Annotated in this window: 18 protein-coding genes; 5 read left to right on the top strand and 13 right to left on the bottom strand. The window is 70.6% G+C overall.

Annotation, left to right across the window (positions count from 1 at the left end):
- The 3 genes from ACWCRA_RS27100 to ACWCRA_RS27090 all read right to left on the bottom strand — a co-directional run bounded on the left by ACWCRA_RS27100 (position 1) and on the right by ACWCRA_RS27090 (position 4,919).
- The gene (locus tag ACWCRA_RS27100) at positions 1-1,356 is read right to left on the bottom strand and encodes a hypothetical protein (RefSeq protein ID WP_451068828.1); all 1,356 of its coding nucleotides are present in this window, start codon (positions 1,354-1,356) and stop codon (positions 1-3) included.
- Positions 1,346-3,637: a dynamin family protein gene (locus ACWCRA_RS27095; protein WP_351554077.1), complete on the bottom strand. Its 2,292-nt coding sequence runs from the start codon at positions 3,635-3,637 to the stop codon at positions 1,346-1,348. The genes ACWCRA_RS27100 and ACWCRA_RS27095 overlap by 11 nt, the downstream gene beginning before the upstream one ends.
- A gap of 490 nt (positions 3,638-4,127) precedes the next feature.
- Positions 4,128-4,919, bottom strand: a complete 792-nt coding sequence (locus ACWCRA_RS27090; RefSeq protein WP_351554075.1) for a metal-dependent hydrolase — start codon at positions 4,917-4,919, stop codon at positions 4,128-4,130.
- A 148-nt stretch (positions 4,920-5,067) separates the two neighbouring features.
- On the opposite strand from ACWCRA_RS27090, the gene ACWCRA_RS27085 reads away from it, so the two are divergent.
- From ACWCRA_RS27085 to ACWCRA_RS27075, 3 genes are all read left to right on the top strand, one after another.
- On the top strand, positions 5,068-7,581 hold the full coding sequence (locus ACWCRA_RS27085; protein WP_351554072.1) for a DEAD/DEAH box helicase: 2,514 nt from the start codon (positions 5,068-5,070) through the stop codon (positions 7,579-7,581).
- 27 nt (positions 7,582-7,608) lie between these two features.
- Positions 7,609-8,487, top strand: coding sequence for an acyl-CoA thioesterase (locus ACWCRA_RS27080; protein WP_351554069.1), 879 nt, complete (start codon positions 7,609-7,611; stop codon positions 8,485-8,487).
- Positions 8,488-8,550: 63 nt separating this feature from the next.
- On the top strand, positions 8,551-9,036 hold the full coding sequence (locus tag ACWCRA_RS27075) for a glutathione peroxidase (protein ID WP_351554066.1): 486 nt from the start codon (positions 8,551-8,553) through the stop codon (positions 9,034-9,036).
- 479 nt (positions 9,037-9,515) lie between these two features.
- On the opposite strand, the gene ACWCRA_RS27070 is transcribed toward ACWCRA_RS27075, so the two are convergent.
- The 6 genes from ACWCRA_RS27070 to ACWCRA_RS27045 all read right to left on the bottom strand — a co-directional run bounded on the left by ACWCRA_RS27070 (position 9,516) and on the right by ACWCRA_RS27045 (position 12,145).
- Entirely contained in the window at positions 9,516-9,710 is a 195-nt protein-coding gene (locus ACWCRA_RS27070) for a hypothetical protein (protein WP_451068827.1), read from the bottom strand.
- Positions 9,707-9,937, bottom strand: coding sequence for a hypothetical protein (locus tag ACWCRA_RS27065; protein WP_451068826.1), 231 nt, complete (start codon positions 9,935-9,937; stop codon positions 9,707-9,709). Before ACWCRA_RS27065 ends, ACWCRA_RS27070 begins: the two co-directional genes overlap by 4 nt.
- Positions 9,934-10,467: a hypothetical protein gene (locus ACWCRA_RS27060; RefSeq protein WP_451068825.1), complete on the bottom strand. Its 534-nt coding sequence runs from the start codon at positions 10,465-10,467 to the stop codon at positions 9,934-9,936. The genes ACWCRA_RS27065 and ACWCRA_RS27060 overlap by 4 nt, the downstream gene beginning before the upstream one ends.
- 61 nt (positions 10,468-10,528) lie before the next feature.
- On the bottom strand, positions 10,529-11,374 hold the full coding sequence (locus tag ACWCRA_RS27055; RefSeq protein WP_351545370.1) for a helix-turn-helix domain-containing protein: 846 nt from the start codon (positions 11,372-11,374) through the stop codon (positions 10,529-10,531).
- Between the two features lie 2 nt (positions 11,375-11,376).
- Complete coding sequence (locus tag ACWCRA_RS27050) at positions 11,377-11,904, bottom strand: DUF6879 family protein (protein WP_451068843.1); 528 nt, start codon at positions 11,902-11,904, stop codon at positions 11,377-11,379.
- Positions 11,876-12,145, bottom strand: a complete 270-nt coding sequence (locus tag ACWCRA_RS27045) for a hypothetical protein (RefSeq protein WP_351545367.1) — start codon at positions 12,143-12,145, stop codon at positions 11,876-11,878. Before ACWCRA_RS27045 ends, ACWCRA_RS27050 begins: the two co-directional genes overlap by 29 nt.
- Before the next feature lie 195 nt (positions 12,146-12,340).
- Between ACWCRA_RS27045 and ACWCRA_RS27040 the strand changes: the two genes are divergently transcribed.
- Positions 12,341-13,186 carry a hypothetical protein gene (locus ACWCRA_RS27040; protein ID WP_451068824.1) on the top strand — a complete coding sequence of 282 codons (846 nt, stop codon included), beginning with the start codon at positions 12,341-12,343 and terminating at the stop codon, positions 13,184-13,186.
- Between the two features lie 320 nt (positions 13,187-13,506).
- On the opposite strand, the gene ACWCRA_RS27035 is transcribed toward ACWCRA_RS27040, so the two are convergent.
- Positions 13,507-13,683, bottom strand: coding sequence for a hypothetical protein (locus ACWCRA_RS27035; RefSeq protein WP_451068823.1), 177 nt, complete (start codon positions 13,681-13,683; stop codon positions 13,507-13,509).
- Positions 13,684-13,778: 95 nt separating this feature from the next.
- On the bottom strand, positions 13,779-13,913 hold the full coding sequence (locus ACWCRA_RS27030) for a hypothetical protein (RefSeq protein ID WP_451068822.1): 135 nt from the start codon (positions 13,911-13,913) through the stop codon (positions 13,779-13,781).
- 132 nt (positions 13,914-14,045) lie between these two features.
- On the opposite strand from ACWCRA_RS27030, the gene ACWCRA_RS27025 reads away from it, so the two are divergent.
- Complete coding sequence (locus ACWCRA_RS27025) at positions 14,046-14,339, top strand: hypothetical protein (RefSeq protein ID WP_451068821.1); 294 nt, start codon at positions 14,046-14,048, stop codon at positions 14,337-14,339.
- Between the two features lie 45 nt (positions 14,340-14,384).
- Here the strand turns inward: ACWCRA_RS27025 and ACWCRA_RS27020 are convergent, their stop codons facing one another.
- Positions 14,385-14,636 carry a hypothetical protein gene (locus ACWCRA_RS27020; protein ID WP_351552202.1) on the bottom strand — a complete coding sequence of 84 codons (252 nt, stop codon included), beginning with the start codon at positions 14,634-14,636 and terminating at the stop codon, positions 14,385-14,387.
- Positions 14,636-14,860: a holin gene (locus ACWCRA_RS27015; RefSeq protein ID WP_451068820.1), complete on the bottom strand. Its 225-nt coding sequence runs from the start codon at positions 14,858-14,860 to the stop codon at positions 14,636-14,638. Before ACWCRA_RS27015 ends, ACWCRA_RS27020 begins: the two co-directional genes overlap by 1 nt.
- Position 14,861: the final 1 nt, after the last annotated feature.

The raw sequence follows: 14,861 nt of genomic DNA, 5'->3' as shown, positions 1-14,861 counted from the left end.
TCACCTCCATTCGATGGGCAGTCCTGCGTAGTGGTCCCGGGCGGCGTGCACCAGGCGGGCGCGGCGGCGCGCCAGGACGGTGACACCGTCGGGCGGGGCGAGGGGCGGGGCGGTCGGCGGGCCGGTGAACTCGCCGACCCTGGCCAGCAGCGCGGCGAGCGCCCACCCGCCGGGGCTCCGCGCCCGGTCCCGCAGATGGACGTCCATCAGCCGGGGCAGGCCGGAGCCGTCCCAGGACTGCCGGGCGAGGGTGTGCAGCCGCTCGGCGGGGAGCGCGGTGCGCTCCTGCCAGTCGAGTGGGAAGACGGTCCGCAGCAGCCGGTGGGCCGCCCCGGCGCCGTCGTCGCCGTCCTCGCCCGGCCAGAGCACCCCGGCGGCGGCGAGGGCCTGGTGTGCTGTCGTACGGACCGGGAGCGCGGGGTCCGGGCCGGGGGCGCACGGCACGGACCGGTTGACGACGGTGAAGGTCGCGCCCGGCCCCGGCCCCTCATCGGCGACGAGCCGGCCGGTCATGGCCTCGGCGGTGCTGCCGCGCCGGGTGGCGTCCGCGACGACCAGGACCTCGTGGGCCCGGCGCACCTCGGCCGCGACGAAGGGGCTGAGGAGTCCGGGCCGCAGCTCCTCGTCCGGGCCGGGGGTGTCGGCGAGCACCAGCCGTCCGCCGGCCGGGGCCGAGGTGAGCCAGGGCACGGGGACGGTCACCTCCGGCGCGCGCAGGGCTCCCGTCTCGCGCGCCATCTCCTCCTGCGGCAGGGCCAGGGCGGCGAGCCGGAGGAGGTCGTTCACCTCGGTCAGGGCGCCCCGGACGGCCTCCCGGCCGGTGACCCGGGCCGGGAGGTACGGCGTACCGCCCCGGCCGACCCGGATCGCGACCGCGGCGAGCTGGGGATGGCGCCGGGTGGCGGCGGTCAGCGCGCTCCGCCGGGCGGGGGCGGCCAGCAGGGCGCCGAGGCAGGCGAGGACGGCGAGGGTGGCGGGGTGAAGGGTGAGCACGGGCGGGGCGGGGGGCGCGGAGCGCACGGGGACGACATGGGTGGGCAGGACGGTCATCGCGGGCCCGCGCGCCGGCAGCAGGTCCTGGCAGATGATCGCGTTGAGCAGCGTGGACTTCCCGGCCTTCATGGGACCGACCAGGGGAATGCGGTAGTCGAGCCGCCCGGCGGGCGCCTCGGCCAGCTCGGCGAGGAGCCGCGGCGCCCCGGGCGGGGGCTCGGTGCGCGCCCCGTCGCCCAGGGCCCGGACGGCGGCGGTGCGGAGTCCGCTGAGCATCCAGCACAGGGTGTGCGGCAGGGGCTCGACGGCGGACCGGGCCCCACGGCCCGTACCGGCGCCGGGGGCGTACGGCTCAGAGGCCACGGAGCTGCTCCAGCTCCCCCTGGAGTGCGCGCACCCGGGTGTGGAAGACATTGAGGGTCTCCCGCAGCTCGGCCTGTTTCCGCTCCTCCAGGGTGTTGTCCGCGGCCGACTGCTGGAGGATGGCCCGGTAGCGGTGGAGGAAGGCCTCGACCCGGTCGTAGTACTGGGCGATCTGGCCCGCGATCATCTCCCGGACATGGCCGTCGAGCGCGCCCTCGATCTCGTCGACGCAGGACTCGAAGGAGGCGCGGAGGCTGTCGGTGAGCACATCGGCACGGACCAGATAGGTCTGCTCCTCACTGACCTCGGTGATGTTCATGGTGTAGGTGGTGGGCCAGAACCAGAGCCGGCGCCAGGAGCGGCGGTGCACCTCGCGCTGCACATCGCGGGTGACCTTCTTCGCCTCGGACTCGGGGGCGAGCGGGGCGACGGTGGTCTCGTTGCCCTGCAACTCCCATTCGGGGATGGTGAATTCGATGCTGAACTCGTCCTTGACCCGTTCGGCCGCCCGGCGGACCACCGGCCTGACGTACTCGCTCTCCTTGCGGACCTGGCGTTCGGCGGAGGCCCCGGCCGAGGACTCGACCTGCTTTCTGGCGCGTTCGAGGATCTCGTCGAGCTCCGCCTTGGGCCCGGCGGTCTGGAGGCGGATGCACTCCTCGGCTGCCTCGGAGGTGCTGAACTCCATCACTCCGGCGTCCCGTTGGAAGATCGACTTCAGGAAGTTCATGTCTCCCCAGCCCACGCCCTCGGGGCTGCGGGCGTCGGCCTTCATGTCGTCGCGGTGGTTCTTGATGACCCGCCGGCCGTCCTCGCGCGCGGCCTTGATCCGGCGGCGCAGCTCACCGGAGAGCGCGGTCGCCAGTGCCGCCGGGTCGGTCACCCGGTCGCGGAAGCCGGCGACGGCGCTCAGTTCGCCGGCGATGTGCCGGGCCGCCTCGTGGAGGTCGTGGGAGCGGCGGCCTATGAGGTCCCGCCGGGAGAGGGTGGCGTACTCCAGGTCCTGGAGTTCGGCGGCGGCCTTGTCCAGGGCGGCGCCGATGGCGAGCCGGAGCGCTCCCCTGCGCAGCCAGGCGACGGCGGAGGTCAGAAAGGCCTGGAGACGGCTGAACTCCCACGCCCGGTGGGCCACCCGGCGGAGCCCGCCGGCGCTGATGTCCTCCAGTTCCTCCTCCCAGTGCATGGGGTAGACGAGCTTGAGCAGCCGGGCGGCGCTGTCGTCGGAGGCGGGCTCGAACGCGGTGCCGCCGCCGCGCAGGGCCGCCAGGGTCTGCACGGCGGCGAGGGCCCACTCGGCGGAGGTGGTGAAGACCCGGTTCCGGGCGTCGTCGTCGGCCAGGCCCAGATGGGCGGAGACGGAGCGGACGATCCCGGCGTCGTCGAGGTCGGTCTCATGGCGTTTCTGGTCGATCTTGTTGACCACGGCGAAGAGCTTCCCGGGGCCGATCCTGGCGAGCAGGGGCCGCATCAGTTCGCGGATGCGGGCGTCGGACTGTCCGCCCATCTTGGTGTAGTCGAGGACGACCAGGACGATATGGCTCTCGCTGAGCTGGGTGCTGACGACGTCCCCGAGCATCTCGGACAGCTCGTACTCGTCGGGGCCCGGGGTGTCGATGACCACCAGATGGCCGGGGCCGCCGTCCTCGCTCTCCTGCGGGGACCAGTACGGCGTGCGGACGACGGGGACGTCGCTGAGACCGGCCCGCCAGTCCGGCGGCAGGACCCTCCCGGCGAGCCGCATCAGATCGTTGAGGAGGGTCAGCGCCTCCTGGACCCGGGCCCGGCCCTCGTAGCGCCGCAGGACCGGGGGGACCGCGCCGTCGGCGATGTCCCGGACCAGGGACCCGAGATGCGGGTACTGCTCGGAGACCCGGCCGGCGACGGCGGTGGTGAGCTGTTTGCGGAGCGCCTTGATGAGGAGGTTGAAGCGGTCCGCGTCCTCCTCCTTGATGTCCAGGACGGGGTTGAAGGGCTCGCCGCCGGGGCCGGCCGGGCCGAGTTCGGCGATCCTGCGCTCCAGCACGATCCGGGTGGGCAGGGTGGTCATGGCGGCGGCGCGGGCGGGCAGCAGCTCATAGCCGACGATGGAGTTGACCAGGGTGGACTTGCCCGCCTTCATCGGGGCGACCACCGACATCCGCAGTTCCCCGCCCCGCACCGCCTCCAGCTCCCGCCGCATGGCCGCGATGGAGCCGGCCTCGCCCTCCACATGGCCGCTCCAGCTGAGCTTGAGCTGTCCGGCCCGGACGAGCGTCTCCACGACCTGCTGGAGCAGTTCCACCGCGTCCGTGGCGCGGGCCGACTCCAGTCCTATGTCACTGTCGGCCCGGCCCTTTCCCGGGCCGCCTCCCCGGCCGTTCGCACGATCGTTTCGGCGATCGTTTCCGCGATCGCTTCCCGGGCCGGATTCCCGCCCGGATTCCCCTCCGGATTCCCGGCCGGCCTCCCGCTCGTTCCCCGCGTCGTTCCCCGAGCCGTTCCCCGCCGTCGAGCCATCCCGATCGGACACCGCTGTCCCCCCGCCTCCGGTGTGGTGCCGCGTCGGAGCAGGGCGCGGCAGCGGAGGGGTTCGGCCATGGCCAGAACCGCCTCCGGTTCTCACGGTAGCGGCCCAGCGGTGGCGGAATCAGACCTTCGGCATAGATGTATAAGGCCGGTGGAACCGGGCGCACCGCGCCCGCCGCCACCGGCGGTCCGGCCGGACCGGCCGGCCGGTCGTGCGCGGCGCGCGCCGCGCGTGTGGCCGGGGCGGCGTCACCCGTGCGCCGGAGTCAGATCACATTCAGGGCGGAGACCCCGCCCACCCCGCCGAGGAGCATGAAGACCGGCATCAGCACCTTCATCTCCACCCAGCTCCCCGCCCGGAACCGCATCGCCTTCGGCGGGCCCAGCGCGTACCAGCGCTGGCGCCCCACCGGTATCGGCCACAGGATCGGGCAGCCGGAGATGGTCAGCGCGTCCCCGATGTCATGGACCAGGGCACCCAGCACGATCGGCAGGCCCAGCCACAGATACTCCTGGCCGGGGGCGGTGAAGAGCCAGTCCGCGCCGTTGCCCGGCTGGTCCAGCACGCCCGCCAGAATCCAGGCGCTGGTCGCGCCCAGCAGCCACACCAGGACATCGCTGGAGACCCGCGCGGCCCGCCAGAGCAGCCCCTCCACGGCGAGCACCAGATGGACGAAGAGGATCGCCAGTACGCCCCAGCGCCCCCCGGTGACCGCGATCGCCGAGGCACCGGCGCCGATCAGGACGGCCCAGAGCCAGGTGTGGGTGAGGGTGCGGTGCCCGCCGGTCCTGCGCTTGTCGCCCGGTTTCCTCGTCGCCTGGTAGACCGCGAAGGAGAGCTTGTCGACGACCTCGCACAGCACGCGGGAGACGGGTCCGAAGGCCCGGGAGATCGTGGCGGCCTTGTGGTCGAGATCGGGGGCGAGGGCCGCGCCGGCGCAGACCAGCGCGCCGACGACGAGAACCGGCCAGGGCATGGGGTGCCCCGCCGCGGCGGTCGCCGCGCCCACGCCCAGCCAGGCCGCCGCCCCGGAGAGTGAGTGCGCCGGTCCCATCATCTGCTTTTCCCCGCCCCGTCGGTGCGCCGTCCACCGGCACACATCGCTCGTGGGCCCGAGCCCCGTTGACTGGCCAGCGTATCGTTCGTGATCTTCGGCCCGGCGCCCGGTTCCCTGATCCGGGGGGCGGGCAGGCAAGATGGGGGGTGTGACCCTCATTGATCAGCTGCCGACCCAAGCCGACCCCGATGCCCTCTTCGAGGCCTTCTCCTCCTGGGCCGAGGACCGGGGCATCTCGCTCTATCCGGCTCAGGAGGAGGCGCTGATCGAGGTGGTCTCGGGGGCGAACGTGATTCTCTCCACCCCCACCGGATCGGGAAAGAGCCTGGTCGCGGCGGGTGCGCACTTCGCCGCGCTCGCCAACGACCAGGTGACCTTCTACACCGCGCCGATCAAGGCGCTGGTGTCGGAGAAGTTCTTCGACCTCTGCAAGCTCTTCGGCACCGAGAACGTCGGCATGCTGACGGGGGACGCCTCCGTCAACGCGGACGCGCCGGTGATCTGCTGCACGGCTGAGGTGCTGGCCTCCATCGCGCTGCGGGACGGCAAGGACGCCGACATCGGCCAGGTGGTGATGGACGAGTTCCACTTCTACGCCGAGCCCGACCGGGGCTGGGCCTGGCAGATCCCGATCCTGGAGCTGCCGCAGGCCCAGTTCGTCCTGATGTCGGCGACCCTCGGCGACGTCTCCCGCTTCGAGGAGGATCTGACCCGGCGCACCGGCCGCCCCACCGCCGTGGTGCGCTCGGCGACGCGCCCGGTCCCGCTGTCGTACGAGTACCGGCGCACACCGATCACCGAGACGCTCACCGAGCTTCTGGAGACCCGGCAGGCGCCCGTCTACATCGTGCACTTCACCCAGGCGGCGGCCGTGGAGCGGGCCCAGTCGCTGATGAGCATCAACATGTGCTCGCGGGAGGAGAAGGACCGGATCGCCGAGATGATCGGCAGTTTCCGGTTCACCACGAAGTTCGGCCGCAACCTCTCCCGCTATGTGCGGCACGGCATCGGTGTGCACCACGCCGGCATGCTGCCGAAGTACCGGCGGCTGGTGGAGAAGCTCGCGCAGGCGGGGCTGCTCAAGGTGATCTGCGGTACGGACACCCTGGGCGTCGGGGTGAATGTCCCGATCCGTACGGTGCTCTTCACCGCGCTCACCAAGTACGACGGCACCCGGGTGCGCACGCTCCGGGCCCGGGAGTTCCACCAGATCGCGGGCCGGGCCGGCCGGGCCGGGTTCGACACGGCGGGGCTGGTCGCCGCGCAGGCGCCCGAGCACGTCATCGAGAACGAGAAGGCGCTCGCCAAGGCGGGCGACGACCCCAAGAAGCGCCGGAAGGTCGTCCGCAAGAAGGCGCCCGAGGGCTTTGTCGCCTGGTCGGACACCACCTTCGACAAGCTGATCGACTCCGATCCCGAGCCGCTGACCTCGCGCTTCAGGGTCACGCACACCATGCTGCTCTCGGTGATCGCCCGGCCGGGGAACGCCTTCGACGCGATGCGCAGGCTGCTGGAGGACAACCACGAGCCGCGCCGTAACCAGCTCCGGCACATCCGCCGGGCCATCGCGATCTACCGCTCGCTGCTGGCGGGCGGGGTCGTGGAGCGGCTGGAGGAGCCCGACGCGCAGGGCAGGATCGTCCGGCTCACCGTCGACCTCCAGCAGGACTTCGCCCTCAACCAGCCGCTGTCGACCTTCGCCCTGGCCGCCTTCGAGCTGCTGGACCCCGAGTCGCCGTCGTACGCGCTGGACATGGTCTCGGTCGTGGAGTCCACGCTCGACGACCCGCGCCAGATCCTCGCCGCCCAGCAGAACAAGGCGCGCGGCGAGGCCGTGGCGCTGATGAAGGCCGACGGGGTGGAGTACGAGGAGCGCATGGAGCGGCTCCAGGAGGTCACGTACCCGAAGCCGCTGGAGGAGCTGCTCTGGCACGCGTACAACCTCTACCGCACCAGCCATCCGTGGGTCGGCGACCACCCCGTGTCGCCGAAGTCCGTCATCCGCGACATGTACGAGCGGGCGCTGTCGTTCACCGAGTTCACCTCGTTCTACGAGCTGGCCCGGACCGAGGGCATCGTGCTGCGCTATCTGGCGGGCGCGTACAAGGCCCTGGAGCACACCATCCCGGACGATCTGAAGTCGGAGGACCTCCAGGACCTGATCGCCTGGCTGGGCGAGATGGTGCGCCAGGTCGACTCCAGTCTGCTGGACGAGTGGGAGCAGCTCGCCAATCCCGAGGTGGAGACCGCGGAGCAGGCTCAGGAGCGGGCCGACCAGGTCAAGCCGGTCACGGCCAATGCCCGCGCCTTCCGGGTGCTGGTCCGGAACGCCATGTTCCGGCGGGTGGAGCTGGCGGCCCTCGACCGGGTGGGCGACCTGGGCGAGCTGGACGCGGAGTCCGGCTGGGACGCCGGCGCGTGGGGCGAGGCGATGGACGCGTACTGGGACGAGTACGAGGAGCTGGGCACCGGACCCGACGCGCGCGGGCCCCGGCTGCTGCTGATCGAGGAGGACGAGCCGCACGGTCTCTGGCGCGTTCGGCAGATCTTCGCGGACCCGAACGGCGATCATGACTGGGGCATCAGCGCGGAGGTCGATCTCGCGGCCTCCGACGAGGAGGGCCTGGCGGTCGTCCGAGTGACCTCCGTCGGCCAGCTCTGATCCGGACGCACCCTCAGGAGAACCGCCATGACGAACCCCGCCGAGCACCTGGTGGATCTGCTCGATCTGGAACGGATCGAGGTCAATATCTTCCGCGGCCGCAGCCCTCAGGAGTCCCTCCAGCGGGTCTTCGGCGGACAGGTCGCGGGCCAGGCGCTGGTCGCGGCGGGGCGCACCACCGACGGCGACCGCCCCGTCAACTCCCTGCACGCCTACTTCCTGCGGCCGGGCCGGCCGGGGGTGCCGATCGTCTACCAGGTGGAGCGGGTGCGGGACGGCCGGTCCTTCACCACCCGCCGGGTCACCGCCGTGCAGGAGGGCAGGACGATCTTCAATCTGACGGCCTCCTTCCACCGGCCGGAGGAGGGCGGTATCGAGCACCAGCTGCCGCCCCGGCTGGACTTCCCCGCCCCGGAGACGCTGCCGGGTCTCGCCGAGGAGATCCGGGAGCACCTCGGCGCGCTGCCGGAGACCCTGGAGCGGATGGCCCGCCGGCTGCCCTTCGACATCCGCTACACGGAGCGGCTGCGCTGGACCCCGGAGGAGATCAGGGAGAAGGAGTCGGACCCGCGCAGCGCGGTGTGGATGCGCGCGGTGGGCCCGCTGGGCGACGATCCGCTGGTGCACACCTGCGCGCTGACCTACGCCAGCGACATGACCCTGCTCGACGCGGTGCGCATCCCGGTGGAGCCGCTGTGGGGGCGGCGGGGCTACGACCTGGCCTCGCTGGACCACGCGATGTGGTTCCACCGCCCGTTCCGGGCCGATGAGTGGTTCCTGTACGACCAGGAGTCCCCGATCTCGACCGGCGGCCGGGGCCTGGCGCGCGGCCGGATCTACGACCGGGACGGCGCGCTGCTGGTGTCGGTGGTGCAGGAGGGGCTGTTCCGTCCGCTTCCCGGCTGACCGCGCCCGTTTCTCCGCCGCTTCCGCTGTTTACCCCTGCCCCCGCGATGGAAGAGTTCCCGGATGACGACTTTGTATGACATTCCCCTGCGCACGCTCGCCGACGAGCCGACCACGCTCGCGGCGTTCCGCGGCAAGGCGGTCCTGGTGGTGAATGTGGCGTCCCAGTGCGGTCTGACCCCGCAGTACGCCGGTCTGGAGCGGCTCCAGCAGCAGTACGGCGAGCGCGGCCTCACCGTGGTCGGCGTCCCGTGCAACCAGTTCGCGGGCCAGGAGCCGGGCACCGCTGAGGAGATCGGCACCTTCTGCTCGGCGAACTACGGCGTGACCTTCCCCCTGCTGGCCAAGACCGAGGTGAACGGCGAGGGCCGGCACCCGCTCTACACGGAGCTGACGAGGACCCCGGACGCGGAGGGTGTCTCCGGCGATGTGCAGTGGAATTTCGAGAAGTTCCTGATCGGCGCGGACGGCGCGGTGGTGGCCCGTATCCGCCCGGGCACCGAGCCGGAGTCCCCCGAGGTCCTCGCGGCGATCGAGGCCCTGCTCTAGGGAGTTTCTTTCGGATCGGGCCGGACCGGTGAGCGGGGTCCGGTGCCGTGGATCGCGAGGCGGAGGAGGGAGCCCACGCGGAGCGTCGGCGACCGACGACAACGCGGCGAGGCGCGGTGCCGGGGCTCGCGAGCCCGGCACGATCCGAAAGAGACGACCTAGGTGCCGGCGGCCGGCGCTCAGCGGATCGGGAGGCCGGAGAGGGTGCGGGCGATGACCAGGCGCTGGATCTCGCTGGTGCCCTCGAAGATGGTGTAGATGGCAGAAGGATGCCTGAGGGCCGTGGGCGCGACCTGGGCTGATGCCTTCGCTCATGGGTATCTACCTGCGATTTCGCGGGTTCCTGTCTGGAGTGCAGGTGCTCTTTCCCATTGTCCCTACATGCTGACGACAGCATCAGCACACAAGATCATCGCCCAAGAATCTCCCGAAAACCAGGGCGGCACCACGAGGGGGCCACCTGTGGTGATCCGGCGCGATCAGGGGGTGTCGACCGCATGCCGGTTGTCGTCCGGGGCTGATGCGGGGCTGGGTGGGCGGTCCTCGGTGAGCAGTTGCTCGCCGATGGACCAGAGGTGGCCGACGACCGCGATCAGCCCGAGGACGGCGACCGACATCACCCGCGCCTCCTCCACGGCTGCCTCGCTGCGGTGCCGGCCCTGACGGCGCTTCACAGCGGCGGCTTCGGTGCCGGGATCATCGCGCCCGAGCCCGAGCCAGTGTCGAGCCACCGCAGCATCCGTGCGCCCCGCGTGTGGCAGGGGTGTTCGCACTGGAGGGTCAGCAGCGGGCGCTCGCCGGGGCCCTGGCTGGTGAGCCGCAGCTCTCCGGGGCCGGGGCAGAGGCTGCATTCGCCCTGCCGGCACTCGGGGGTGAGGTAGCGGGGCGTGGGGGCGGTCATGAGGCGGGCCGCCGGAACTCGCACGGGGCGGGCGTGAGGCGTTCGTGGCCGTCCTGGAGCAGCTGGTCGACGGCGGCCGAGTCGCACAGGCGGCCGGGGTAGGCCATGGGTACGCACCAGTGGATGCCGGTGCCGGTGTCGTCGGTGCGGTCCGGGCGGGGGACGGTGAGCCAGGCGCCGGTGCTGAGGCAGCGGGCGAGTCCGCACGTCCACCGCTCGCTGGTGCGGGGTGGTACGAGGGCGTAGTACCAGCGGGTGTCGCAGATGACGGGCCCTGCGAGGGCCGCAGCCAGGGCGCCGCTGACCGTGGCGTGGTCGGTGGCGCCGACGGCGGCGTGGACGAGGTCCCCGGGCATGCGGACGGCGTCGAACCTCTCGCCGGTCGCAAGTACCGCGATGGAGCCGCCGCGCCTCCAGTCCAGCCAGGGCCCCGCAGGTGCGGGATGAGCCTCCGCGAGCCACAGACCAATCGGGTGCGTGTGGTTGCGCTGTGATGGGGGTTCGGATGGGCCGCCTAGTTCCGTATCCATGCTCAGAACGTATGGACCGTGTGGTCAGGCGTTCCAGCAAGTTCTACGAGATTCCACAGAATCATCCGAGGGCCCGAAGGGCCTCAGCTATTAGGCCCCGCGCATCCGCTCCGTACAGAGCCTGCCCGGCCAACTCGGCAAATGTGTCGGCGTACATCGAGATCTCGCTGGGTTGAATGAGCGTGAGGTAGCCAGAGACCAGTTCTACGTTGACCTGGGCAGTGTCATAAATCCAGAAGCCCTCTACGGGCATCCGAGAGCGGTCTGGTCGCATGGGGATGACGCCAAGGCTGATGTTTGGGAGCGCCGCCATGGTGGCCAGCTGCTCCAGCTGCCCGGCCATGACCTCTGGCCCACCGATCCCTGATCGCAGGACGGATTCCTCAAGGAGGAAGGCGAAGACGCGGTCACTCCTCAAGACATTTTGTCGGGCCATCCGGGCTTCCACCGCTGCGTCTACGTCGTCAACGATGACCCGGCGCCTCTGAACCGCACGGAGAACGGACTCCGTATAGGCGCGACTCTGGATGAGTCCCGGCACAAACCATGAGGAGTACGCTCGAAACCGTCGAGTGCGTTCGAAGAGCGGGCGAACCGCCTCTTGGGCCGAGCGCAGGCCGGTGCGCTCCATCCGCCGCCACTCCACCCACATTCCCTCTACCGCTCGCAGAGATGCAACGAGGTCGGGCTCCTGATCCTCCACACCACAGGCAGCGCACCACGCTCGGATGTCGACAGCTGACGGCGGCGTGCGCGCGTTCTCGATGCGAGACACCTTGGACGGGTACCAGCCGCACTCACGTGCCAGGTCCCGGCCGGTCAGCCCGGCATCCCGGCGTATGTCACCAAGGCGGTCGGCGAGAGCCTGCCGGGCCTGCTGGGCACTGGAGGACGCGGAGACTGCCACAGTCAGATGAGCCGGTATTCGTTGTGCGGGATTCCCCGCTCCCACGCCGCCTCAAAGGCAGCGGCGCAAAGCGTTACCAGGGCCGGATCATCTGTGTATTCCCGGCCGTCCTCGGCGAGCTGTCCATCCCCAGTGAAGTGGTGGAAGAGGGCGTGCTGCCCATCGAACAGCCAGAAGTCGGTACCCGGAAGCGCAAGGCCCATTGTCTGGCGCCGGGGCAGCCACCGCACCTGTTCGCCAGCAATGATGTTCGCGGGTGTGAGGTCGTGCTCATAGCGGATGTAGTCGTGTACGGGTTCCGAGACAATACGCGCTCGACGGACTGTCACGCCCCGGGCAGCAGCATCTCGCACGTGGGTGTGCCAGGGCCCCCACCACGAAGAGTGGTCGACTGCGTTCAGTCTCTGGCCCTGTTGCCATTGAAGGTACGCAGGGTCATCCAGCATGTAGTGATCGCGCATCTCCAGATGGACAGCGGACCGGGTTGCTCGGGCCAGAGCCTCACGCGCGGGTGGCTGCACTGCTGGCATCTCCATCGTTCGGGTGGGGAATGTACTTCAGCATCACGGCCGGCAGCCTGATGATTGCCTCGTGGACCGGCACGTCAGTCGAATGCCCTGGGATTGACCCGACCTCCTGGCACGCCTTCACTTCTGCCTCGGTCGCCTTGTACGACTGGATCAGCAGGTCGCCGGTCTCGTCGTCGAGCCAGATCGTAGGGCTTTCATCTGTGGGGGTGTTGGGGTAGATCCCAAGAAACTTTAGGGCCATCGATGCCTCCGCCTACAGCAGATTCCACGTTGTTCCACGCACCCTCACGTGGACGCAGCACGGAGTCAAGAGGCGAAGGTGCCGAGGCTGTCCGGAGCGACATCCTGCGGAACATGGACGTTCTCCGCACCGCACCTGAGTGAGCGGTTTCGGCCCCGCCGGTGCGGTGGGTCCGCCACGATGGGCGCATGGCGCATGACCGATACCCCTCCTGCCCAGGACGCGCCCACGGCCGATGACGGGCCCGACGACCTTGAGGCCCTGGGCGATCGGATCGCCAGTGCCTTACTTGGCTTCACGATCTACGCTACCGCCGGGGTCGTGAACGACCGGGTGCGCCTCGAGTTCAGCCCGCTGGCCGCCGACAATCTCGCCGGCCAGCTGGGCATCCAGCGGCCGCTCATGCCGTGGTCTCTCGCGGACCTCGGCATCCGCGGGGTGGACGGATCATCCATGCCGACCCACACCAGCCTGTACCTCCCACCGGCCGCCGCCAGCGCATTCGCGGAGATCATCGAGACCCGGGTCGCACAGCGCGACGCCGAGCAGGCCTCCACCACACCGGACGAGCGCCCGAAGCCCCGCGGCGAGCCGACAGCGGTGCCCGGCTGCCCCGACTGCATGGGCTCCGGGAAGGTCGGGCAGTGGAACGAGAAGCGGTGCGACTGCATCAACCGTCAGTGGACGGCTCTGTACGCCGCGCGGGCCGCTGGGCGGGCGAATCACAATCCGGTGGTCGATGTCCACTTCCAGTTCGACGGCGGCCGGCCGGAGGAGTACCTGGCGATGACCGCCACCCCGCTTCCTGGGGAGGAGGTCCTCTGGGCGGACATGTACGAGGACGAGGAGGGGACTGAGTGGGAGGACACCCAGAGCTACGTGGTCCGTGAGCGGGTGTGGGCACTCGGGCCGCAGGAGCGTCCCGGCCTGACCCAGCCGTGCGTGACCATCTATCTGTCGATGGTGAACAGTATCTTCGACGAGCCCCGGCCCGGATACGCGGAAGCGGAAGAGGAAGGCGAGCAGCCGGGGCGAAAGTGAATGAGATCCGGGCTGTGGCTGGGTATCGTGCCAGGTCAGGAAGTGTGCTCCTCGCGTAGCGGGGGTGGTCCCGGACATGTAGTCGGTGGCCCCGTCCGCGTAGAGTGCTCCCCGCGTAGCGGGGGTGGTCCCTCGGCGTCACCCACGCCATGGCCGAACGCTCCGTGCTCCCCGCGTAGCGGGGGTGGTCCGAGCGCGTTCAATCTCGGGCCGGGGACGGGGAAGCGCTCCCCGCATGTGCGGGGTGAGGCAGTACAGGCGAAGCCCCCTCCCGCCCAGCAAGGGCGGGAGGGGGCTTCGTGGCCGGCAGGACGTGCGGTCTACTTCGCCGGCCGGTGCACGTAGGCCGTGGCGGCTGTGCCGATGGCCCACAGGGGCCACAGGACCCACAGGGCGGCCGGAATCCAGGCCGCGTCGTCGTGTCGCACGGTGGCGACGATCAGGGCGGTCAGGGTGACCAGGCTGGCGGCGACGCCGAGCCGGAGTGATCCGAGCATGCTCTCTCCTTCGGTGGTTGCGGTGCGGTGGCGTGGTGGGGGACCCTGGAGGCGGGGCTCGGAGTTGTCGTTAGCATCTCCGAGCCCCTTTGGTGTCAGCGCTTGCGGTGTCGGCCCTTCTGGCTCTTCCGCTTCTTACGGCCGCCGCGCCTCATGTTCACAGCGGCGTTGAACGCCGTGAGTATGAAGCTCGCGCCGCCGAGGTAGGCGCTGATCTCTCCAGGAGTCATTTTCCCTCCTTTCCCCTTTTGAGTTGTTGCGTCCGGGTCTCCCCTTCGGCTTGTGGCATCAGCTTATAGGCCCCCTAGATGTTCCGTCAAGGGGGCCTAGAAAAATGGCCTCTCGGGTCGTACCCTGGGCCCATGACCCAGCATTCAGACCCCGACCTCCGCGCCGCGATGGCCGCCCACATCACCGCCGCACTCGCCCACATCGACGGCATCCCCGACCCCGTCGACCGCGAGCGCGCGGCGCGCATCCTCGCTGACGACCTGCTCCCCGACGCCGTCCAGCGTGTGAAGGCGGCGCGCGGCGATGCCATCCGGGAACTGCGCGGCCAGGGAATGACGCTGAAGGCCGTGGCCCAAGCGACCGGACTGTCCGTGCCCCGGGTGGACCAGATCGCCAAGGGAGTCAGCAGGCCGACAAAGAAGTAGCCCCCTCCCCGCCCGTGGGCAGGAAGGGGGCAGCGCGGGGACCGTTCAGCGCAGGAGCGCGATCAGCCCGGTGACCGCGCCACCAAGCCCCGCCAGCACTCCGATCGTCGGCAGCGGCCAGCGCGCCTTCTCCAGCGCGTCCAGGCGCGATTCGTGGTCGTCGAGCTGCTTATCGGTCTGGTCCCCGCGCTGCACCAGCAGCGCGAGCGAGCCGTCGACCCGGGCGAACCCGGCCTCCATCGTCCCTCTGATGCGCTCCAGCTCGACCGCGACCTGGCCGGACTCCGCCGGGGTCATCAGCGGCCCCCCGGGAGCCAGCCAACGGTACGCGGGTCGCCGATCAGCCGGCCGACGGCGGCCTTCACCACGGACAGGGCGGCCGGTATCGACGCCAGCGCGGCGGCCCGGAGCGCGGACATGTCGGTGAGGTCGACCCCGTCGGCCAGGAGCAGGCCCAGCAGCGTGACGACGTAGGTGCCGATGGTGCGCTCGACGGTGTCGAGAAGAAGTCGAGAGGTCATG

It is taken from the genome of Streptomyces sp. NPDC001889 (assembly GCF_053594535.1).
The sequence above is the reverse complement of the archived record's forward strand: the minus strand, read 5'-3'. Positions and strand labels throughout refer to the sequence as shown.